The organism is Faucicola mancuniensis, assembly GCF_046523945.1.
Taxonomy (GTDB): Bacteria; Pseudomonadota; Gammaproteobacteria; order Pseudomonadales; family Moraxellaceae; genus Faucicola; species Faucicola mancuniensis.
In genome coordinates this window covers 1,432,016-1,452,614 of sequence record NZ_CP171363.1, presented here as the reverse complement: position 1 = coordinate 1,452,614, position 20,599 = coordinate 1,432,016, and the positions used below count along the sequence as shown (strand labels likewise).

Here is a 20,599-nt window from a genome sequence, read left to right as displayed (position 1 = left end):
ATTTTTGGGCGGATACAATACGCCCCTACAATCAAATTAATTGAATTTAACAAATAAACAAACATCAAATAAATTTTAAGGTATAATAGGGTATTTTTTGACAAAAACCAACCCAAGATTTTAACCGAATATGAGAATTTTATGAGTTTATTCACCACCTTACAAAATATCGTGCCACAACAAGCGTTAAGCGAATTTGCAGGCAAATTGGCAAGTAGCGAAAATCCGATTGTTAAACGTTTTTTTATTCATGGTTTTTCTACCGTTTATGGTATAAAACTTGATGAATATCAACGAGATAACTGGAATGATTACAAAAGTTTTAACGACTTTTTTACTCGTGAGTTAAAAGACGGTGTTCGCCAAATTTCTGATAAAGAAAGTGGCATTATTTGCCCTGCGGACGGCAAAGTGTCGCAAATCGGACAGATTAAGCAAAATCAGATTTTGCAAGCCAAAGGTAAATCGTACGAAGTGGGGCAACTGCTCGCCGACCATGAGCTTGGCAAAACCATGTTGGACGGCAGTTTTGCCACAATTTACCTTGCACCGACCAACTATCACCGTGTGCATATGCCGTTTGATGGCACGCTTGTGGAAACGATTTATGTGCCAGGGAAACTGTTCTCGGTGAACAACGAAACAGCGGAAAACGTGCCTGATTTGTTCGCTCGCAATGAACGTTGTGTGTGCGTGTTTGATACCGTATTTGGCAAGGCGTGCGTGGTGCTAGTCGGTGCGATGATTGTCGCTGGCATTGAAACGGTGGCGACAGGCAAACTACAACGTAGCGATGTTATCCAACGTCAAACACACAATATGCCGTTGAAAAAAGGCGATGAGTTGGGGCGTTTTTATTTGGGTTCAACAGCGATTGTGGTGTTGCCAAAAGAAGCAGGAACGACTTGGCAAGGTGGATTAGAAAATGGCACTGTGGTAAAAATGGGGCAATTGTTGGGAATTTCTTATCGTTGATTTCTCGTTTTTACAAATTAAAAAAACCGAGTTTAAGCCTGACGCTGTGATAGCCGAACGCATTGATAATTCGGATAGAATTTATTTTATTGGGACGATTGATGAAGTTATGCTAAAAATCGCACCGAATGTTGCTGTGTATTTTTTACGCAGAAATATTTTGCCAAATCAAGAAATTATCCAAGAAATGCCAGACAGCACATTATTTGTTTTGTGCAAAAATGTGCATGAGCGTGAAATTTTGCCACAGGTAAAATATTGGTTGCCGTATGTGGAAATCGTTAGCCCAGACAAATTACAACAAAATTTTTCCAAGATTTAAAAGATTATGTGGTAAAACATCAGGCGAGTTTAGGCGAAAAAGACGGCTTTTTGTAAATTTCAAAAATCATCAAGCGAAAATTTGTTATAATAACCGATTATTTAAAATTTATTAAAATTCAATATTATAACAAAGAGCTTTTATGACAAATTTATCACGCAATCAAGACACCACAAAAAAACCATATCCCACCGTTTGGATTATGCTGTTAGGATTAATCGTAGCAGTTGGGCCTTTAACCATTGACACCTATCTGCCTGCATTGCCTAGCATGGCAAAAGACTTTGGCGTAACCACCGCCTTTATCGCCAATTCCGTTCCTGCCTACTTTGTCGGATTGGTTGTCGGTCAGTTATTTTACGGACCCTTATCCGACCGTATCGGACGTATCACGCCACTATACATCGGCATGGCGGTGTATGTTATCGCCTCTGTCGTCTGTGCAACCACGAGCAACGAATATATGCTATTTGTCGCTCGCACCGTACAAGCACTCGGTGCATGCGTAGGTTCAGTGGTAACTCGAGCCATGATACGAGATACCTTACACCCAAAAGAAATGGCAAAAGCCTTTTCATTGATGACTTTAGTGATGGGGATTGCCCCAATTTTAGCCCCGTCATTGGGTGCATTACTCTTAAAAATATCCGATTGGCGAACAATATTTTGGTTTTTAGCAGGGTTTGGCGTGTTAAATATTGTCATCACCAAATTATTCTTACACGAAACCTTAGACGAAAAAAACCGCAACCACTTCCCAATCTCACAACTACTCACACAATATGGCGAACTGCTTAAAGACAAACGCTTTAACTACCCAGCGATTGGAGCAGGCTTGCTAATGGGTTCAATGTTCGTCTATATTAGTGCCGCTCCAGAACTCATCATGGAAGGCTATGGCGTAACCGCACAGCATTTTAGCTGGATTTTTGGTATGAATGCTGCGGGTTTTATTGGCTTGACACAGGTCAATCAGTTTTTGGTAAATCATTTTCGCCTAGTCATGTTATTGCGTTTTGGGGCATTGTTACAAGTGATTTCATCAGGCTGTTTATTAACGCTTGGCTTGATGTTTGGCACAAATGCGTGGTTGCCGTTGGTATTAGCAAGTATTTTCTTTTGTATCGCAGGGCTTGGCTTGACACAGCCGAACGCAGGAGCGATTGCTTTAACATTTCAAAAACACCGTGCAGGTATGGCAAGTGCGTTGCAAGGTTCGCTAAATTTTATCGTGGGGATTTTTGGCGGATTGATGTTAAATTTATTTCCTGTCAATGCGGTGGCAAAATTGGGCTTAACCATGTTTATTTTGATGAGTTTGGGCTGTTTGTTAGTTTGGCAGATTGATAAAAACCTTGATGTGGCAAATGTGGATTAATGTGTTAAAACAAAAAAACCGCTACTTTGGATAGCGGTTTTATTTTGAGAAAAAAATTAAGCAATTGGTTGTAATGCCAATATTCGCATAACCATTCACTTGTTAGAATGATTTGGGTATTACCAAAATTTTGGGAGTTGGTAGGTCATTTTATTTTCTATTTTCAAAACATTTCCCAATCAAATAAAATCCTGCATCAAATCCGCCACAATCTCACTCGCAGGGCGAACCACTTTAATCATACTAACCTCAGTCCCCACTGAAACCACGCCTTTATCGCCATTACCCAAACGCATACCCTGCCATAAAGAATGATAGCCGTCCATCGCGTCAAACATCTCTTCACGGCTCGCCCCTTGCTCTTCCAATTTCGCCAATTTCTTACCGTTTTCAGTCGGCAAAGTGCGGTAATATGCAGGTAGCGTGCGGAATAAAATCAAATCTTCCGCCGTAGAATTCACAATCAACTGCTTCACTTGTTCATCGGCGACGTTGCCTTACGCATGGGTGAATTGCATACAGATACGGTGATTAGCAAACCTGTTGGCGTGGTAAAAACGCTGTTTGTGGCAAGTCCGCAGTTATTTGAAAAGCCATTTGAAAACTTTGAAAAACCAAATAATATCAAACAATTATTTCAATTACCGATTGCTGATTGGGCGAATGTAAACGATAAGCACTTTACTTGGAAAATGGGTAAGGAAAAAATCAGCTATGAGCCAAAATTTTCCACCAATGACATTCGAGCGATTTTGCATTAGACCTCTTTCCAAACTAACCCAACTCGAAATTATAAATGGCACAAATCAAATTAACCCTTAAGCCAAAGCGTTTTCTGCGATTACGATAACGACAGGCTAGGATTTTAAAACGTTTGATTTTGCCGATAACATGTTCATTGGTTACCCGTTCAGAAGCTAATTCTCGATTGGCTTGTTTGTCAACTTTAGATAGTGGATTAAGCTTGGTTTTCTTTTTTGGGAATTTGCTATTGGCATGGTGTTTGTGTATGCCTTGATAGCCCGAATCTACTTGGATTAAGATACTAGGCTTTATACGCATTTTTGAGTATTGGTAAAGTTTAAAGTCATGGGTTTTACCTTTGCTAAAATGGGTACAAAGTATTTTTTTGCTGTTTTTATCGACAACGATTTGTGCTTTTAAGGTGTGGTGTTTCTTTTTACCTGAGTATTGCCTGCGTTGCTTTTTTGGGTCGCTCACAAGGTACTTCGGTTGCGTCTATCAGTACGGTTTCAAGGTTTGGGTCTTGCCATAAAGCCTTTTTGCTAGGTAGGGCAAAGTCTTTGTGGGCTATCAGTATGCTTTCTACCCATTTGATGGTTTTACAGACAGCACTTTCACTGATACCAAAGTCTTGCCCTAGGTGAAATTGGGTGCGATATTCTCGGTAGTAACTCAAAGTCAGCATGAGCTTGTTTTCTAGGCTGATTTCATTTTTCCTGCCACCTTTTTTGTGTTGTTCGTTGTATGCTTCTTGTAGTATGGTGAGCATATGAGTATAGGTACTTCTTTGGATGCCAAAGTAGCGTTTAAATTGTGCGTCACTGAGTTTTTCTGCTTGTTCGGGTATCATGCTTTTGCTGTTTTTTCTAAAAATCAGTATTATACCAAATCACTATTAAGGTTTGGAAAGAGGTCTATTATGTGCTAAATGGCATGGGTGTGGCGTTGTTGCCAGAATATTTGGTAAAAAATTATCTTGCAACAGGCGAATTAATTCAACTGTTGCCCAACGAGCCAACGCCTACCGTATCATTATTTTTGATTTACGCCCATCATCGTTATCCATCTGCGATTGTCAAGGCGTATGTGGCGTTTTGTGAAGAATGGATTTTAAAAATTGAGCTGTGAAAAATGGGTATCAACAAATACTCACCACGACATTGCAACCGCTGTCCAACGCATTTTCATATAGCTCACGCAACTCTTTAAAAGATGTAAACAACTCTTTGTCCAAATTTTGTTTTTTATCATTCCAAATACCATTTGGAAAAATTTTTTGTAAACGCAAATTTTTCATCAGCATTTTATCAAGGCGTTTTTGAAAATTGACCTGTCCCAACGCATCAACGATTTCTGCCACCGCCGACCACTCACTATAAGCGATAAAATCCGCATCTTCATCATCGCTAAACGTTTCCACACCGACCACAAACTCGCTTAACGCATTGTCAGGTACAGGCGTGGTTGCCGACTGCTCGGTCAAAGCAAAATGTAGCACGTCCCACAGTTTTCCCAAATCCACGATTTTGTTATCATCTGCGGTTTGGCTCAAATTTTCTAACACGTCAAATCGCTTATCATCGCTGACATCACGCAGTTGTTGAAGTTGGTCGTTATCAACGATTAAATATTGAGCAATCATGGTTGTTTCCTTGTGCTGGTTTTTTTAGATAGTTTGGACTGTTTGTTCAGGAGTTTTGCCAAATTTTTGTGAGAATTTGACGGTTTTTTGGCATTTTTTGGTTGATTTGGCAAAACACCAAATTTTTGTAAATCTTTATCATTTAAAATCAAACGCACACACTCGCCCACGCCCAAATTTTTTACCGAAAAATCGCCATGAGACACCCGAGTCAGCCGTAAACACGGCAAACCCACATGAGCCGTCATACGGCGGACTTGGCGATTTTTGCCTTCAAAAATGGTGATGCTAAGCCAACTGGTGATTTTGCGTTTGGCAATGCTGTCAGGGGCTTGCCAAAGGCTTGCCACGTCTGTCTCATCAAGGCGTTTGACAATGGCGGGCAAAGTTTTGCCATCTTTTAACACCACACCTGTGGCAAGGGTGTGGATTTGCTCATCGCTTGCCGTGCCGTCTAGTTGCACCCAGTAGGTTTTGCCTTGTTTTAAGCGATTGTTTGGGCGAGATGGCGTTGTCAAAATTTGGTTTAATTTGCCGTTGTCGGTGAGTAATAACAAGCCTTCGGACGTTGCGTCCAATCGTCCTGCGACACGCAAATTTTTGTCTTGTGGCGTGTTAAAAAAATCGCTTAACGTGGCAAAATCGTTGTTGTCATCTTGGCGAAATTGGCTTAACACGCCAAAAGGCTTGTTAAATAAAATTAAAGTGGTCGGCATTGTTGCGTGAGTTTTGTTGGCTTGTGTGATAAAATCAAATTTTCACGTCATTTTAACGTAATTTTCAAAAAATTGATATGCCAAATCCGCCTCATTTTTCCCAAAATGTTTTTTGTCAAAACAATTGTTGTCAAAAATCCTTTATCCAAACCCTTGCCAAACAACCAAAAACCAGCCAACAAAACATCATGGCATGGCTTACCGCCACAGGCTCGCTGACCCAAAAACTTGAAAAATTGGCAGGGCAAAAACTGATTGTCAAACCAACGTTTGAGGGGCGAACAAGTTTAACTTTAGCCGAAAAAAAACAGTTAGGATTGCCAAAATCTCGTTCACAATCGGCATGGGTACGCACCAGCTTGTTATTTGGGCGTGATGGCAAGGCGTGGGTGTCGGCTCGTAGCGTGTTTGTGTTAAAGGATTTGACAGGACAGGCAAGACAGCTTGCCAATTTGGGCGGTCGTCCGATTGGTTATGTGATTTTTGGGCGAAAAAAAGCAGTGTTAAAACAGCGTTGGTATGCTCAAACGGCAGACGGTTGGCAACGCACCAGTTTGTATGAGTGGCAAGGCAAAAAATTGTTGATTAGTGAGTGTTTTTTATTTAATTTTTTTGAAACATTATAACCAATTGTTTGCAACATCTTGGGTTAAATTATTCAAATTAAAATCTTGCAAGTTTTTTTTACACAAGTTACCTAGTTTATTGTGTCATAAAATGTTAATATTAACCTATTTTTAAAAATCGCTTGTAAAAGGACAATTATGAAATACAAACAATTAACCGCAAGTCTTTTAGCCATCGTCATTGGTGGCACGATTTTGGGGCAAAGCTACCACACCGCCATCGCCGCATCAGAAGTTGGCGACATCAACAGCGAACAACGTCAAGTCGCACGCCAAGTATCCGCCTTGCTTGACCGCAGTCATTATTTGGACAAACCGCTTGACAAAGAAACAGGCAAACAGATTTTGGCGAATTATTTTGATAATTTAGACCCGAATCACAACCTTTTTTTGCAGTCGGATATTGACGAATTTACCAAAAAATATGCCGATAATTTTGCTGACCAGCTTAAACGTGGTGATTTGCAGGCAGGTTTTGATATTTACAAACGTTTTACCCAACGTTCTAACGAATATTACGCCTTTGCCGACAAATTTTTAAAAACCGATGTTAATCTCAAACGTAACGACAGCGTGACTTTAGACCGTGAAAAATTGTCACGTTTTAAAACCCAAAAAGAACAGCGTGATTTTTGGGAAAAATATTTGACCGCACAACTGATTAATCTAACCCTTAACCAAGAAGAAGACAAGGTTAAAGACAAATTTTTGCAAGACAATGCCGACAAATATGATGCTCAAGGGCTTGTTAAAGATGAAAAACGCACGCCAAAAGAAGTATTGGCAAATCGTCTAAAACGCCAACAAGGTCAGCTTGAACGCATTAACAGTGACCAAGTATTAGAAAATATTCTAAATTCAGCAATGGCAAGTTACGACCCACATAGCAACTATTTTGCCCCAATCCAAGCCACCGAAATGCAGATTCAGTCTAGCCTTGAGTTGGTCGGTATCGGTGTGTCTATTCAGCCTGACCGCAAAAACCCCGATTATACACGGATTATAAGCCTTGTAGATGGCGGTCCTGCGGCACGTTCTGGACAGATTAAGCCCAACGACTTAATCATCGGTGTGGCAAGCGAAGGCACGAACATGATAGACACGGTCGGCTACTCTACTCGTGAAATCGTTAATTTGATTCGTGGTAAAAAAGGCTCAAGCGTTACCATTCGTGTCAAATCACCTAATTCGCCAGACAGCTCGGCTCGTAATGTCAGCCTTGTGCGTGATATCATCAAACAAGAAGAATCAGGCGTAACCCACCGTATTATCAACGTCAAAGACAAAAACGGCGTGGATAAAAAAATCGGCGTGCTCGAAATTCCAAGTTTTTATCTCAATTACAAAGCCCGCCGTGCAGGTGAAGACTACCGCAGTGTCAGCATTGACACCGAAAACGCCATCAAAGCCTTAAAAGCCCAAAACATTGACGGCATGGTGGTAGATTTGCGTGATAATCCGGGTGGTTCGTTAGATGAAGTTGCCAAAATGATTGGCTTGTTTGTCAAATCAGGTCCGCTGGTACAAATTCGGGACAATCGTGGCAATATCCAAGTCTATGAAGACGAAGACAATGGCGAACAATTGTACGATAAGCCGATGAGCGTGCTGATTAATCTTGGTTCAGCTTCTGCCAGTGAGATTTTTGCGGCGGCGATTCAAGATTATGGGCGTGGCTTGGTCATTGGTAGTACCACAACTGGCAAGGGTTCAGCACAGATTCAACTGGATAATTTGGCATTGGGGTCTGCCACTTTGACACAGCGTAAATTTTATCGTATCACAGGCGGTAGCACCCAAAATAAAGGCGTTGAGCCAGATATTAATCTGGTGAATATCTATGACGGCATGGAATACGGTGAGCGTAACATGAAAAACCCATTACAATGGGATACCATTCGTGCCGCCGCTTACAAACCTGCGGGCAGTTATAGCCAAAGTACGCTAAAAACCCTAACCGAACTATCAAAACAACGCCAAGCGAGCAACCCGCAGTTTAATTATTTGACCGCTTTAAACAGTATTCGCAAAGAAGAAGACGACAAAAAACCGTTTAAACTGAACATTGACGACAGGCGCAAACAATTAATTAATGTGGAAAACAAAACGCTCAAAGCCGAAAACGCTCGCCGTACTGCCACAGGTGAAAAACCTTATAGCGACTGGACAGCGTACCAAGCTTCACTAGATTCGCAAATTGAAAGCCGTAGCAAAATGAAAGAAAGCGAACGCCCAAAATTGCCAGAAAATGAAGCATTTATCATTGAAGCGAGCAAAATCATGCTAGATGCAGATGTAAAAACCAAATAAATTGGCAAAACTAACATTGCTAATATCCACAAAAAAGGGCGATTGTTTCGCCCTTTTTTCGTTATGGGGTATTTTTGGCGTTAATGCCCTGCACTTTTGGAAAAAACATTGATAATCAGTACACCCAAAATAATCAGTGCCATACCGACAACCGCAGGCAAATCAAGACGATTGCCAAACAAAAAATAGCCAACAATGGCGGTCAGCACAATGCCAACCCCAGACCAAATGGCGTAGGCAATGCCAAGCGGAATGGTTTTTATCACATTGGCAAGCAAAAAAAACGCCACCGCATAAAATACAAGCGTTACAAAAGTCGGTAAAAGTTTGCTAAAACCGTCCGATTTGCCCATAAATGCCGAGCCGATAATTTCGCAAATGATGGCAACACCTAGCATAAGATAGGCTTGAAAAATATTTGACATAACTTTGTTAATTTTTAAGTTGTTATTGCATTTTTGTTGTGTTATTTTATTTGTTTATCTATCATTTCAACAGCCATTTATTTTAAATTTTAGAGCAACATCATGATTTTCAACGCCATGTGGGACAATGAAACCGAACGCATTGGACTGGAAAAATGTTCAAAAGTCGCATCAAATTTGCGTGGCTTTGCTGATATTTTCAGCTTGTTAGCAGTTGCATGGCTTATTGCTAGCTTTTTTGGCGTTGTAAATGGTTGATGGGCGTTGTGCATTTGGTTTTTTGGGCGTTTATTATTTTGTTTTTCTTATCAAATTTTACAAAAACATGAGTTTGATTATAACTATGAAACCATTTGTGCAACTTGGAAAGACAAGTCAGGTAATATTTGTCAATATACCCACCAAGATTACATGAATGAAATGAAAAAAAATCGCTAAAAACCATAAGATTTTATAATCGCACCCTTCTACCATCTTTTAGCAAACCATACGCCACCGCATAAAAAACCGCCGTAAACAGCCCAATTGCAACGAGCGACCCCCACACATTAACATCAGAATAGCCAAGCACCCCATAACGAAAGGCATTGACCATATAAACAATGGGGTTAATGAGCGACACATTTTGCCAAAATGGGGATAAATTCTCAAGCGAATAAAACACCCCACCCAAATAAGTCAAGGGCGTTAGCACAAAACTTGGAATGATAGAAATGTCATCAAACGAGCGAGCAAACACCGCATTTATCATACCAGCGAGCGAAAACAGAGCCGATGTCATCAGCACCGTAAACAGCGTTACAAAGGCGTGGGGGAGCGTAAGTTTGGTAAAAAATAACGCAAGCACCGTAACAATCGCCCCAATCGCAAGCCCACGAAACAAGCCCCCTGCGATATAACCGAGTAAAATGGCGTGTTTTGACATTGGCGAAACCAGCATTTCTTCAATACTGCCGTGAAACTTGGTACTAAAAAAACTGCTCACCACATTAGAATAACTGTTGGTAATCACCGCCATCATAATCAAGCCCGGCACGATAAACTGCATATAGGACACACCGCCCATCTCACCGACACGACTGCCTATCATTTTGCCAAAAATAATAAAATACAGGCTCATTGTAATGGCAGGTGGCAGTAGGGTTTGAGGCCAAATCCGCAGTATTCGCTTAATTTCTTTGCCAGATAAGGTTAAAAAGGCGACCCATTGTTGTTTAAAGTTCATATTTTTACTCAATATTTTTTAGTCGTACCAACTATCAACAATTAATTCCCAATCTTCTTTTAGTGGTTTTGGTGGGTCAGATGGGAATTTAATTTTTAATACTTCGCCATACCCATTGCTCGATAAATAAATCATCAATTTTAACGTCATCGTAATAATATTCTTCATTCCACCGATTTTGACGATTTTTCAAACTCAATTTATTCATTAGACAGTTTCTCAGTTAAATTATTTTCAACAATACCTAAGAATAATTCTTCAAGGCGATTGGCTTTGTTTCGCATACTTGCCACTTCTATGTTTTGGGCGGATAATTTGGTAAACACATCATTTAAATTCTCGCCTTTTTTTAGTGTAACTTCAAGCGTGCTTGGGTCAATTTGCCGACTATGAATGCCATCAAGCACAATGGGAGCGTGCTGTGCGTTCACCAAATCAAACACAAAACTCTCCACATCAAGGCTGGCAAGCAGGCTTTTCATATCGGTATTAATGCGAATTTCGCCGTGGTCAAGAATGGCAATGTTTTTGCAAAGCTGTTCGGCTTCTTCCAAATAATGCGTGGTCAAAATGATGGTCGTGCCTTCATCTTCATTGATGTGTCGCATAAATTCCCACATCGAACGGCGTAGCTCAATGTCCACGCCAGCGGTCGGCTCGTCCAAAATCAGAAGTTTTGGGCGGTGCATTAAGGCACGAGCAATCATCAAGCGTCTTTTCATACCGCCAGAGAGCGAACGGCTTTTGGTGTCTTTTTTATCCCAAAGCCCCAACGCCTTCAACAGCTTTTCGGCTCGTGGCATAGCGTTTTTTTTGTTAATGCCAAAATAACCTGCTTGCAACAGTAAAATATCAAGGCATTTTTCAAACTGATTAAAATTAAACTCTTGTGGCACAACGCCCAAAAACCGCTTGGCATCATTGGGATTTTTTAACAAATCAATGCCAAAAATTTCAACCGTCCCAGAAGTCGGCTGAAATAATGAGCTAATAATGCCAATGGTGGTGGACTTACCTGCCCCATTTGCCCCAAGCAAGGCAAAAAATCCGCCTTGCGGCACGGTCAAATCAATGCCTTTTATGGCGGTAGAGCCGTTGGGGTAAGTCTTTGATAAATTGGTGATTTTTAGGGCTGGGGTTGGGCTTGTTAAGTTTTCGGCGGTCATTTTTTTATATCATTTATCAACAATTTAAAAGGTTAAATGGGGATAGTTATTCACTTTTAAAGTAACAATGACCGCTTTGTGTTTAGAGTGGTTTTGGCTGTGGCGGTAGCATACGCTTGTGGTGGGAGCGGTTGTGCCAGTAGTTGATACGTTCCATGGCGTTGTCATCAACGGTTTCTCCACGCAAATATGCATCAATCTGTTGATACGTCACACCCATTTCGTCTTCATCGGTCTGCCCTGTCCACAGTCCTGCACTTGGGGCTTTGTCAAGTACCGATTGCGGCACGCCCAGCAGTTTTGCCATGTCAAATACTTGCTGTTTGCTCAAATTTGCCAATGGCACGACATCCACGCCACCATCACCAAACTTGGTAAAATACCCCATCAGCCATTCGGCGGCGTTGTCCGTACCGACCACAACGGCGTTATGACTTTGGGCGTAGGCATATAGCGATATCATGCGTAATCGTGCTTGTACATTGCCTGCGATGACGTTTTGACGCTCGGCATCGGCATTAAACAACGCCGTCATATTGTCCATAAAAGCTTGATAAACAGGGGCAATCGGGGCTATCGTATAGCTTAATCCTGCACTATTTGCCACCGCAATCGCATCATCAATATCCGCTTGTGGCGTGGTGGCACTCGGCAAAATCAAGCCGTGTATCGGTGCATTGGTTTTGGCAAGCAAATGTGCCACCACCGCCGAATCCACACCACCGCTAATACCGACCACAAAGCCTTGCATTTTATATAACTTAGTGCGTTGCTCGTTGAGCCAATCCACCAAATAATCGCTATATGCTTGTAAATCCATATGCTTATCCTTTATCAGTTAATTTTTTAAAATGCTAAAAATATTAGATTAGTTGATAGATTCAATATCAAATACTTGCCGTAAATACGCTAAAAACGTGTCATTGTCGGTCATGGTTTTACCGGGACTGTCAGAGATTTTGGCGACTGATTGCCCGTTACACTCCACCAGTTTTAACACGATATTCAGCGGCGTTTGCCCCATGTCGTTAGTCAAATGTGTGCCGATACCAAAGCCCAACTGAAAGCGGTCTTTAAAATATTGGTACAAATCCCATGCTTTTTCTAAGGTTAAGCCATCAGAGAAGTTTAACATTTTGGTTTTTGGGTTGATTTTTAGTTTTTTATAATGCGAAAACGCCTTATCACCCCACGCATAAGGGTCACCACTGTCATGACGCAATCCGTCAAACAATTTGGCAAAATACAAATCAAAATCTTGTAAAAACGCATCCATGCCCACCACATCAGTCAAGGCAATGCCCAAATCACCACGATACTCTTGCACCCACGCTTCAAGCCCTGCTTTTTGAAAATTTCGCAATCGCACGTCCAACGCTTGAAATGCTTGCAAAAACTCATGTGCCATCGTGCCAATCGGCGTGATACCAAATTTTTTGGCAAAATAGACGTTACTTGTCCCCCGAAAAATCTCTGGAACGCTCATCAATCGCTCAATGACATGTTGTTGCCACACAAGACTATAACGCCGACGTGTACCAAAGTCGGACACCAAAAATGGCACGTCCTCATTTGCCATCTGCTCACGATAACTTTGTAGCAAGGTTAGTTTTTGTTCAAGGCGTTGTTTGCCTTCTTTAAGGGCTTGATTTTGGTCTAAACGGCTAAAATATAACTCATTGACAATCGCCAGCACAAAAATCTCAAACATCATCGCCTGAATCATCGGTCCTTCAATGCGAATATCTAGCCGACCTTCTGTATCAATACTTGCGGTGATAAAACGGCGTTTGAGTTGAAACAATTCCAAATAATCCACAAAATCACTTTTGATAAAGCGTAAACTGCGTAAATACTGTAACTCATCGTCTTGAAAACGCAACTCACACAAGGCGTCTAGCTGTCGGTTTAACTCATCTAACAATTCTGCCAACGGATACGCTGTGTCATCAAGGTTACGACAACGAAACAAATACACACTATGGGTCTGTGGAAACTGATGAAGCATGACTTGTAACATGGTAAATTTGTACAAATCGGTATCTAATAAAGACTGAATAATGCCTGCCATGACCTAAGTCCTATGATAAAATAGTTAAAATACTAACAAAAATCAATGCTCCCTTGTCGCACTAAAAGTAATTTCAGGATACCGCTCTTGCATGAGTTGCAAATTCACACGGCTTGGGGCAAGGTAAGTCAAATAACCACCGCCATCTACCGACAGTTGGTCATGGGCTTTTTTCTTAAATTTTTCAAACGCCACTTTGTCATCACAATGCACCCAACGCACGGTGGCAATGCTCACAGGTTCAAAGGTGCATTGCACTTTATACTCTTCAAGCAGACGATGTGCCACCACTTCAAACTGTAGCACGCCCACCGCTCCCAAAATCAAATCATTGTTAATCTGTGGCATAAACACTTGCGTCGCTCCTTCTTCGGACAATTGTTGCAAGCCTTTTTGCAATTGCTTGGATTTTAGCGGGTCTTTTAGCACCACACGGCGGAACAGCTCTGGGGCAAAGTGCGGAATGCCTGTAAAATTTAGTTTCTCGCCCGCGGTAAAGCTGTCGCCAATTTGAATCGTGCCGTGATTGTGCAAGCCGATAATATCGCCCGCATACGCCTCTTCCAACGCCTCACGGTCGCCCGCCAAAAACATCAAAGCGTCCGACACACGCACTTCTTTGCCGATACGCACGTGGTTCATTTTCATGCCACGCTCATATTTGCCAGAACACACACGCATAAAGGCAATGCGGTCTCGGTGTTTTGGGTCCATGTTGGCTTGAATTTTAAAGACAAAGCCTGTAAACGCAGACTCGTCCGCCTTGACGGTGCGTTCTACCGCTTCATGGTCTTTTGGGGCTGGGGCGTGTTTTGTCAAAACATCTAGCACCATATTTACGCCAAAATTACCCAAAGCCGTGCCAAATAATACTGGCGTTTGTTTGCCTGCTAAAAACTCGCTCTCGTCCCACTCTTCGTGAGCCATTTGCACAAGCTCAAGACTTTCTTCAAACTGTTTAAAGGCAATCTCGCCAATCTTGGCACGTACGTCTGGATAATCGTAACCGTCTCGGCTTTCAATTTCTACAATCTCTGTGCCGTGTCCTTTTTGGTAAAAATAAGTTTTGTTATCCGCCAAATTGTACACACCAACAAAATCCTGCCCCATGCCAATCGGCCATGCAAACGGCACGCATTTGATTTTTAGCACGCTTTCAATTTCATCAAGCAAGGCAAGTGGGTCTTGGATTTCACGGTCAAGTTTATTGACGAACGAAATGATGGGCGTATCACGCATACGACACACTTCCATGAGCTTAATCGTCCGTTCTTCCACGCCTTTTGCTCCGTCAATCACCATCAAGGCACTGTCCACCGCCGTCAGCGTGCGGTAAGTGTCTTCTGAGAAGTCAGCGTGTCCGGGGGTGTCAAGCAGATTTACCATATTATCGGCATACGGAAACTGCATGACAGATGTGGTGATGGAAATGCCACGCTCTTGCTCCATGCTCATCCAGTCGGACGTGGCGTGTTTGTCGGTTTTGCGAGATTTGACTTCGCCTGCTTTTTGGATAACTTGCCCCCAAAGTAGCAGTTTTTCGGTCATGGTAGTTTTACCTGCGTCAGGGTGGCTGATGATGGCGAAAGTTCGGCGTTTGTTGATTTCTTGAGCTAGATTCATGATTTTGGTCTTTTAAAAAATTTGAAAATAAACTGTCCATTTTAACAGATTTTAGATAAAATAGGGAATATTCATCCATTTGAGTTTGCTATAAATATCATTCCGTTGTTACACGAATTTTAATCGCATTTGTCAATTTTTTGAGTGCATGGTTATTTTCGTCAATATCACTATTTTTACCATAACGAGTTTTACGATACATTTCTGCTATTTTGGTTAAACTTTGTTCATCATTGACTTGTGGACGAATGCGTTGTAACCAATTTAACACCCCTTCGCTGTCATTTCTTGCCAAACTTTTGTCATTTTTTGCTAAACGATTGGACAATTGCACCATAATCAAATCGGTTTTGTCCCACACTTTACGGCGTTTGTACCAAAGCCACAACGCCAACACACTCACCAAAATAATGACTATCACAAACATATACATAATTTGTTGATAAACTGACTGAATGTTAAACCATTGTGCTAATGAATTTTTTTGGTTCTCTTGGTCAAAACCGACCACATCTCTTTGCCAATAGTAGCTGGCTTGGTCAAACAAACGTCTGGCTTGTTGGAGCATTTGGAATTGTTGATAAGATAATTGCCCAACCAACCCATCGCCAAACATTTGTGAGCCTGCGGTCTGGGTTAAGTTGTTCATGCCTTGTTCTACACGGTCTGGCGACACGAATGCCGTTGGGTCAATGCGTACCCAGCCTGTGTTTTCCACCCAAATTTCTGTCCATGCGTGTGCGTCCATTTGTCGCACTTCCCAGCTTTGTCCATCTCGCCCAAGCTCGCCCCCTTGATAGCCTGTTACCACACGAGCAGGCACGCCGACCGACCGCATCAAAAAGGTAAAACTGGATGAATAATGTTCACAAAAACCTGCTTTTGAGCCAAATAAAAATTCATCAACACGGTTTTGTTGCAATGCTGGCGGTGATAATGTATAGCGAAATTGTTGGCTTCTTATCCATTGTTCAAGGCTACTGGCAAAAGCAATCGGATTTCTGCCAACTTTTTCGTACATTTGTTTGGCAAATTGACGGGCTTGTTCGTTGCCTGTACTCGGCAATTGTAGGTTTTCTTGACGTTCACGCTCGGACAAAGTTAAACCAATCGGAGCATTTTTGATTTGATGAACATTATAAGTCAAACGTTGGTCAATATCCGTCCAATATCGCAAGGTAAAATCCGATGTCAAGCCAATGCCACGCTGTTCGGCATACGGATAATCCAAGCCAAATAACCACGGTTGCCCAGTTTTTTCCAAAATAATTTTATAGCTATTTTTGGGGTCTTTGACATTTTTAACATGGCTTAACGGTTCACTCAACCACGTTTGCATATTGTTGCGTCTTGAAAACCATATATCAGGGGGAATTTTGCTCAGCCGCCATGTCGTGCCGTCAAAGTTGGTAAACACCAACGCACGCCAGTACATATCGCCACGTCTGGGGCGTTGTCCGTTAAATTCTACCCGAAACGCAAGCTCGGTTGATTGGCTTAAATTGGCAAAATCCCCCGGCGACATACTGTCGGAGATACCTGTGGTGGCTTGTTTTTGACCGCTTAAATGTACCGCCCATAACGGTGGCAAACGTGGAAAAAACAAAAAAATCACAATGGTTAAAGGAATGGCTTGACCAATCAACAGCCCAATGGTGCGATACCGCCCTGTGCCGTCATCATTCATGCCAATCATGGCAAACAGCGTTACCATCGTGCCAATCGCCACAATCAAAGTCGTGAGCAAGTCCTGCTCAATCAAAAACAGCCCCGCCAACACAAACATGGACAAACTTAGCACCACATACGCATCTCTACGAGTGTACAGCTCCAGCAACTTGCTCACCGCACACAACAGCAAAAACGCAATCGCCACGTCCAAGCCAATCGCCGTGCGATAAGTCAAATACAGTCCTGCCAAACTTGCCAGAAAACCTGTATACTGAATAAACCGCATGGTGCGAACTTCATACAATTTTTTGGGTAAAAACTGACGCACCACATTAAACTGCATAAAAATAATCGCCAACGCATACACCACAAGCCATGTCGGTAAATTTTTGACGTGCGGAATGACGACAAATAACTGGGAAATCAATACCCATTGATAAGCAGAAATGTGGCGAAACTTGTGAAACAGACCTGTTTTTTCGCCTGCGTTTGTGTTTTGATAAGATGTTTTGTTCAAATTTTTCATGGTGTTTTTGCCAACCTTAACAAGCTGTCTTGCATAAAGGCTTGCCCCTGCCCCATCACACCATCGCCATCAGGCAAAATCATGCGAAATTGCACTTGTTGTTGGCTTAATTTGTCCACGCCAAACCGTAACTGACGCAGTTTGTCTTCGTGAGTGGTGGCTGGCATTTGATAATAATCTAGCACTTGTTTTTGTCCAACATTATCCACAAACCGCTTGGATAACAAGCCTTGCCCACGCGCCACATGAGCCCACGAAATGCGAGCCAACGACTCGCCTGCCACATAATTATCCAACTGTTCAAAATCTTCTTGCCCTGCTTGGGTCTGCGTTGATGCCACTTCTTCGTCAAAACTGAGGGCGTATTGGGTCGCTTTCACATCATATTCCATCGCTTTTGGGTACACCCAGCCATGCCCTTCAAAAAACACATACGACCACGCACGCAAAATTCCCAACGGATACACGGTGCTAACCGTTAATTTTGGTAAAACAAATTTCCCACGTTTGTCGGCTTTTAGATAAATACTGACAATTTTTGGTTCTTTGACTTGGTTAATTAAAATGGTATTAAATGGCGTGGCGGTGGTTTTTGGATTGGGATTTTGTAAAGGTTGTTTTAAATCAAAATCTTGCGAACCAAAACTTAAACGAATCTGGCGATGGGGTTGTCTGCTTTCACTGCTGACTTGCAAGCGAACTTGGATTTTTTCGCCTTCGGTGGCGTTTCCCACATCAACCAATTTGATATTTAACCCTGACAAATGGGCAAAGGTGTAATGAATGGTAACGACCATCAAACTTGCCAACAAAAAACACAAACCCAAAATCAGATTGTTGGCATAATTCGTCCCTGCGACAAAGGTAATTAACAATAACAAAGCGTACATCACGCCTTCTTTGCTAAAAAAAATGTACACATTCCGCACCGTTAAACGAGCGGACTGGGTCATGGGGGCTCGGCGTTTAAACCAAAACTCAAATTTTGTATCCAAATAATGTTGCAACATAGCCTATTTACCGTTTATCACCGTTTGTTAAACCACCATTAAACCACAACAGGCACTTGTTTTAACAAATCATTGGCAATCGTGTTCAAGGTATCGCCACCCAAATGATTAAACGGCACAAAACCCTGCCCCAAACGATGGTCTACCACCGCCGAAAACACCGCTTGGATATCTTCTGGCGTAACTTCATTATAGCCACCCAAATACGCATAGGCTTGCGAAGCGTGCTTTAACGCCAATACGCCACGAGTAGATAAGCCATGATAATCACGGCTTTCACGAGTTTTGGCGACCAAACGTTGCAAATAATCCACCACCACATCAGCAAAATGCACTTGTTTGACTTGGGTTTGGGCGGTCAATAAATCTTGCATAGACAGCATCGGCTGTACCGTTTTTAACATTTCACGTCTATCAATGCCAAGCAACAGCTCTTTTTCCGCCTGTTTTGACGGATAACCCAATGACAAACACATCAAAAAACGGTCAAGTTGCGACTCTGGTAACACAAACACGCCTGATTGCTGGGTCGGGTTTTGAGTCGCAATCACAAAAAACAGCTCTGGTAAACTGCGAGTTACGCCATCTTGCGACACTTGACGCTCTTCCATCGCTTCAAGCAAGGCGGACTGGGTTTTTGGACTAGAACGGTTAATCTCATCGGCAAGCAACAATTGACAAAACACAGGGCCGGGCTTAAATTCAAACGTGCCTGTATCAGTCTTGTACAGCGAAATCCCCAAAATATCCGCAGGCAACATATCACTGGTAAACTGCACACGGTTAAAATCCAAACCCAAATGATTGGCAATGGCGTGTGCCAACGTGGTTTTACCCATCCCTGGTAAATCCTGTAACAACAAATGTCCATTGGCAAGCAAACACGCGACCGATAATTTTACCACTTCAGGTTTATCAAGGACGATTTGGTTAATACTATTTAACATTTGTTGAAAATTTTGTTGTAACGGTGAAGAAGATTGCATATGTATTCCATTAAAAATTATAAAAAATCAAACAAATTAGTTTAGCAAAAATTGACAAAATTTTATAGTAACATCTTGTCAATAATTTGTAATAAAGGGTGAATTGCAAAACAATTCACCCTTAAAAAACCAATAAAATTTAATTATTCTACATCTGGAAAAACAGGACGATTGCCAGGGGTTTGGCGATTGATGTGCAAGAATGCACGATGTCGCTCATATTTATCCAAAATATCGTTAATCACTTGTTCTTTGTTGTAGCCTGACATATCGTTATCCTGCGAACCTTCGTGCAGATAGGTTTCTAGGCGATAATAGACCTCTTTCCAAACTAACCCAACTCGAAATTATAAATGGCACAAATCAAATTAACCCTTAAGCCAAAGCGTTTTCTGCGATTACGATAACGACAGGCTAGGATTTTAAAACGTTTGATTTTGCCGATAACATGTTCATTGGTTACCCGTTCAGAAGCTAATTCTCGATTGGCTTGTTTGTCAACTTTAGATAGTGGATTAAGCTTGGTTTTCTTTTTTGGGAATTTGCTATTGGCATGGTGTTTGTGTATGCCTTGATAGCCCGAATCTACTTGGATTAAGATACTAGGCTTTATACGCATTTTTGAGTATTGGTAAAGTTTAAAGTCATGGGTTTTACCTTTGCTAAAATGGGTACAAAGTATTTTTTTGCTGTTTTTATCGACAACGATTTGTGCTTTTAAGGTGTGGTGTTTCTTTTTACCTGAGTATTGCCTGCGTTGCTTTTTTTGGGTCGCTCACAAGGTACTTCGGTTGCGTCTATCAGTACGGTTTCAAGGTTTGGGTCTTGCCATAAAGCCTTTTTGCTAGGTAGGGCAAAGTCTTTGTGGGCTATCAGTATGCTTTCTACCCATTTGATGGTTTTACAGACAGCACTTTCACTGATACCAAAGTCTTGCCCTAGGTGAAATTGGGTGCGATATTCTCGGTAGTAACTCAAAGTCAGCATGAGCTTGTTTTCTAGGCTGATTTCATTTTTCCTGCCACCTTTTTTGTGTTGTTCGTTGTATGCTTCTTGTAGTATGGTGAGCATATGAGTATAGGTACTTCTTTGGATGCCAAAGTAGCGTTTAAATTGTGCGTCACTGAGTTTTTCTGCTTGTTCGGGTATCATGCTTTTGCTGTTTTTTCTAAAAATCAGTATT

23 protein-coding genes and 1 pseudogene are annotated in these 20,599 nt (G+C 41.8%); 8 read left to right on the top strand and 16 right to left on the bottom strand.

Annotated elements, in window-relative coordinates; all coding sequences use genetic code 11:
• The first annotated feature begins 141 nt into the window (after positions 1-141).
• The 3 genes from asd to ACGTJS_RS07120 all read left to right on the top strand — a co-directional run bounded on the left by asd (position 142) and on the right by ACGTJS_RS07120 (position 2,675).
• Entirely contained in the window at positions 142-975 is an 834-nt protein-coding gene (gene asd, locus ACGTJS_RS07130) for an archaetidylserine decarboxylase (RefSeq protein ID WP_410471577.1), read from the top strand.
• A gap of 46 nt (positions 976-1,021) precedes the next feature.
• Positions 1,022-1,297 (top strand): WYL domain-containing protein, encoded by a 276-nt coding sequence (locus tag ACGTJS_RS07125; RefSeq protein ID WP_410471576.1) that lies wholly within the window; start codon positions 1,022-1,024, stop codon positions 1,295-1,297.
• A gap of 142 nt (positions 1,298-1,439) precedes the next feature.
• Positions 1,440-2,675, top strand: a complete 1,236-nt coding sequence (locus ACGTJS_RS07120) for a multidrug effflux MFS transporter (RefSeq protein ID WP_410471575.1) — start codon at positions 1,440-1,442, stop codon at positions 2,673-2,675.
• A 179-nt stretch (positions 2,676-2,854) separates the two neighbouring features.
• Here ACGTJS_RS07120 and ACGTJS_RS07115 read toward each other — a convergent pair whose 3' ends face one another.
• Positions 2,855-3,136: a hypothetical protein gene (locus ACGTJS_RS07115; protein WP_410471574.1), complete on the bottom strand. Its 282-nt coding sequence runs from the start codon at positions 3,134-3,136 to the stop codon at positions 2,855-2,857.
• A 42-nt stretch (positions 3,137-3,178) separates the two neighbouring features.
• On the opposite strand from ACGTJS_RS07115, the gene ACGTJS_RS07110 reads away from it, so the two are divergent.
• Complete coding sequence (locus ACGTJS_RS07110; protein WP_410471573.1) at positions 3,179-3,436, top strand: hypothetical protein; 258 nt, start codon at positions 3,179-3,181, stop codon at positions 3,434-3,436.
• Positions 3,437-3,449: 13 nt separating this feature from the next.
• On the opposite strand, the gene ACGTJS_RS07105 is transcribed toward ACGTJS_RS07110, so the two are convergent.
• Positions 3,450-4,269 (bottom strand): IS5 family transposase gene (locus tag ACGTJS_RS07105; protein ID WP_410471559.1). Its coding sequence is split into 2 segments (ribosomal slippage): positions 3,450-3,885 and positions 3,884-4,269, totalling 822 coding nucleotides; the frame shifts between segments, so codons are not numbered across the junction.
• Positions 4,270-4,340: 71 nt separating this feature from the next.
• On the opposite strand from ACGTJS_RS07105, the gene ACGTJS_RS07100 reads away from it, so the two are divergent.
• Positions 4,341-4,547: a LysR substrate-binding domain-containing protein gene (locus ACGTJS_RS07100; RefSeq protein WP_410471572.1), complete on the top strand. Its 207-nt coding sequence runs from the start codon at positions 4,341-4,343 to the stop codon at positions 4,545-4,547.
• 10 nt (positions 4,548-4,557) lie between these two features.
• Here the strand turns inward: ACGTJS_RS07100 and ACGTJS_RS07095 are convergent, their stop codons facing one another.
• Together ACGTJS_RS07095 and ACGTJS_RS07090 are read right to left on the bottom strand one after the other, a co-directional pair.
• Complete coding sequence (locus ACGTJS_RS07095) at positions 4,558-5,061, bottom strand: YfbM family protein (protein WP_410471571.1); 504 nt, start codon at positions 5,059-5,061, stop codon at positions 4,558-4,560.
• On the bottom strand, positions 5,058-5,777 hold the full coding sequence (locus ACGTJS_RS07090) for a pseudouridine synthase (protein WP_410471570.1): 720 nt from the start codon (positions 5,775-5,777) through the stop codon (positions 5,058-5,060). Before ACGTJS_RS07090 ends, ACGTJS_RS07095 begins: the two co-directional genes overlap by 4 nt.
• Positions 5,778-5,854: 77 nt before the next feature.
• Between ACGTJS_RS07090 and ACGTJS_RS07085 the strand changes: the two genes are divergently transcribed.
• Positions 5,855-6,403: a chorismate--pyruvate lyase family protein gene (locus ACGTJS_RS07085; RefSeq protein ID WP_410471569.1), complete on the top strand. Its 549-nt coding sequence runs from the start codon at positions 5,855-5,857 to the stop codon at positions 6,401-6,403.
• A 138-nt stretch (positions 6,404-6,541) separates the two neighbouring features.
• Positions 6,542-8,713, top strand: coding sequence for a carboxy terminal-processing peptidase (locus tag ACGTJS_RS07080; protein WP_410471568.1), 2,172 nt, complete (start codon positions 6,542-6,544; stop codon positions 8,711-8,713).
• Between the two features lie 80 nt (positions 8,714-8,793).
• Here ACGTJS_RS07080 and ACGTJS_RS07075 read toward each other — a convergent pair whose 3' ends face one another.
• Complete coding sequence (locus ACGTJS_RS07075) at positions 8,794-9,138, bottom strand: SMR family transporter (RefSeq protein ID WP_315041277.1); 345 nt, start codon at positions 9,136-9,138, stop codon at positions 8,794-8,796.
• A 102-nt stretch (positions 9,139-9,240) separates the two neighbouring features.
• Between ACGTJS_RS07075 and ACGTJS_RS07070 the strand changes: the two genes are divergently transcribed.
• Positions 9,241-9,396, top strand: a complete 156-nt coding sequence (locus ACGTJS_RS07070) for a hypothetical protein (protein WP_410471567.1) — start codon at positions 9,241-9,243, stop codon at positions 9,394-9,396.
• A 193-nt stretch (positions 9,397-9,589) separates the two neighbouring features.
• Here ACGTJS_RS07070 and ACGTJS_RS07065 read toward each other — a convergent pair whose 3' ends face one another.
• From ACGTJS_RS07065 to ACGTJS_RS07015, 11 genes and pseudogenes are all read right to left on the bottom strand, one after another.
• Positions 9,590-10,363, bottom strand: coding sequence for an ABC transporter permease (locus tag ACGTJS_RS07065; protein WP_315041280.1), 774 nt, complete (start codon positions 10,361-10,363; stop codon positions 9,590-9,592).
• An 18-nt stretch (positions 10,364-10,381) separates the two neighbouring features.
• Positions 10,382-10,531, bottom strand: a complete 150-nt coding sequence (locus ACGTJS_RS07060; RefSeq protein ID WP_315041282.1) for a hypothetical protein — start codon at positions 10,529-10,531, stop codon at positions 10,382-10,384.
• A gap of 32 nt (positions 10,532-10,563) precedes the next feature.
• A complete protein-coding gene (locus ACGTJS_RS07055; RefSeq protein ID WP_410471566.1) occupies positions 10,564-11,529 on the bottom strand; it encodes an ABC transporter ATP-binding protein in 966 nt (321 codons plus the stop codon).
• Positions 11,530-11,611: 82 nt separating this feature from the next.
• Positions 11,612-12,349 carry an NAD(+) synthase gene (gene nadE, locus ACGTJS_RS07050; RefSeq protein WP_410471565.1) on the bottom strand — a complete coding sequence of 246 codons (738 nt, stop codon included), beginning with the start codon at positions 12,347-12,349 and terminating at the stop codon, positions 11,612-11,614.
• 48 nt (positions 12,350-12,397) lie between these two features.
• On the bottom strand, positions 12,398-13,600 hold the full coding sequence (gene pncB, locus ACGTJS_RS07045; RefSeq protein ID WP_410471564.1) for a nicotinate phosphoribosyltransferase: 1,203 nt from the start codon (positions 13,598-13,600) through the stop codon (positions 12,398-12,400).
• A 42-nt stretch (positions 13,601-13,642) separates the two neighbouring features.
• Entirely contained in the window at positions 13,643-15,223 is a 1,581-nt protein-coding gene (locus ACGTJS_RS07040) for a peptide chain release factor 3 (RefSeq protein WP_410471563.1), read from the bottom strand.
• 97 nt (positions 15,224-15,320) lie between these two features.
• Positions 15,321-17,420 carry a transglutaminaseTgpA domain-containing protein gene (locus ACGTJS_RS07035; RefSeq protein ID WP_410471562.1) on the bottom strand — a complete coding sequence of 700 codons (2,100 nt, stop codon included), beginning with the start codon at positions 17,418-17,420 and terminating at the stop codon, positions 15,321-15,323.
• The gene (locus ACGTJS_RS07030) at positions 17,417-18,430 is read right to left on the bottom strand and encodes a DUF58 domain-containing protein (RefSeq protein WP_410471561.1); all 1,014 of its coding nucleotides are present in this window, start codon (positions 18,428-18,430) and stop codon (positions 17,417-17,419) included. The genes ACGTJS_RS07035 and ACGTJS_RS07030 overlap by 4 nt, the downstream gene beginning before the upstream one ends.
• A 38-nt stretch (positions 18,431-18,468) precedes the next feature.
• A complete protein-coding gene (locus ACGTJS_RS07025) occupies positions 18,469-19,416 on the bottom strand; it encodes an AAA family ATPase (protein WP_410471560.1) in 948 nt (315 codons plus the stop codon).
• A 143-nt stretch (positions 19,417-19,559) separates the two neighbouring features.
• Positions 19,560-19,742 (bottom strand): annotated as a pseudogene (locus ACGTJS_RS07020) (hypothetical protein); the annotation flags it as partial.
• Positions 19,743-19,747: 5 nt separating this feature from the next.
• Positions 19,748-20,568, bottom strand: a protein-coding gene (locus tag ACGTJS_RS07015) for an IS5 family transposase (protein ID WP_410471559.1) whose coding sequence is annotated in 2 segments (ribosomal slippage) — positions 19,748-20,184 and positions 20,184-20,568 — 822 coding nt in all. Because the reading frame shifts where the segments join, the coding sequence is not laid out codon by codon here.
• Positions 20,569-20,599: the final 31 nt, after the last annotated feature.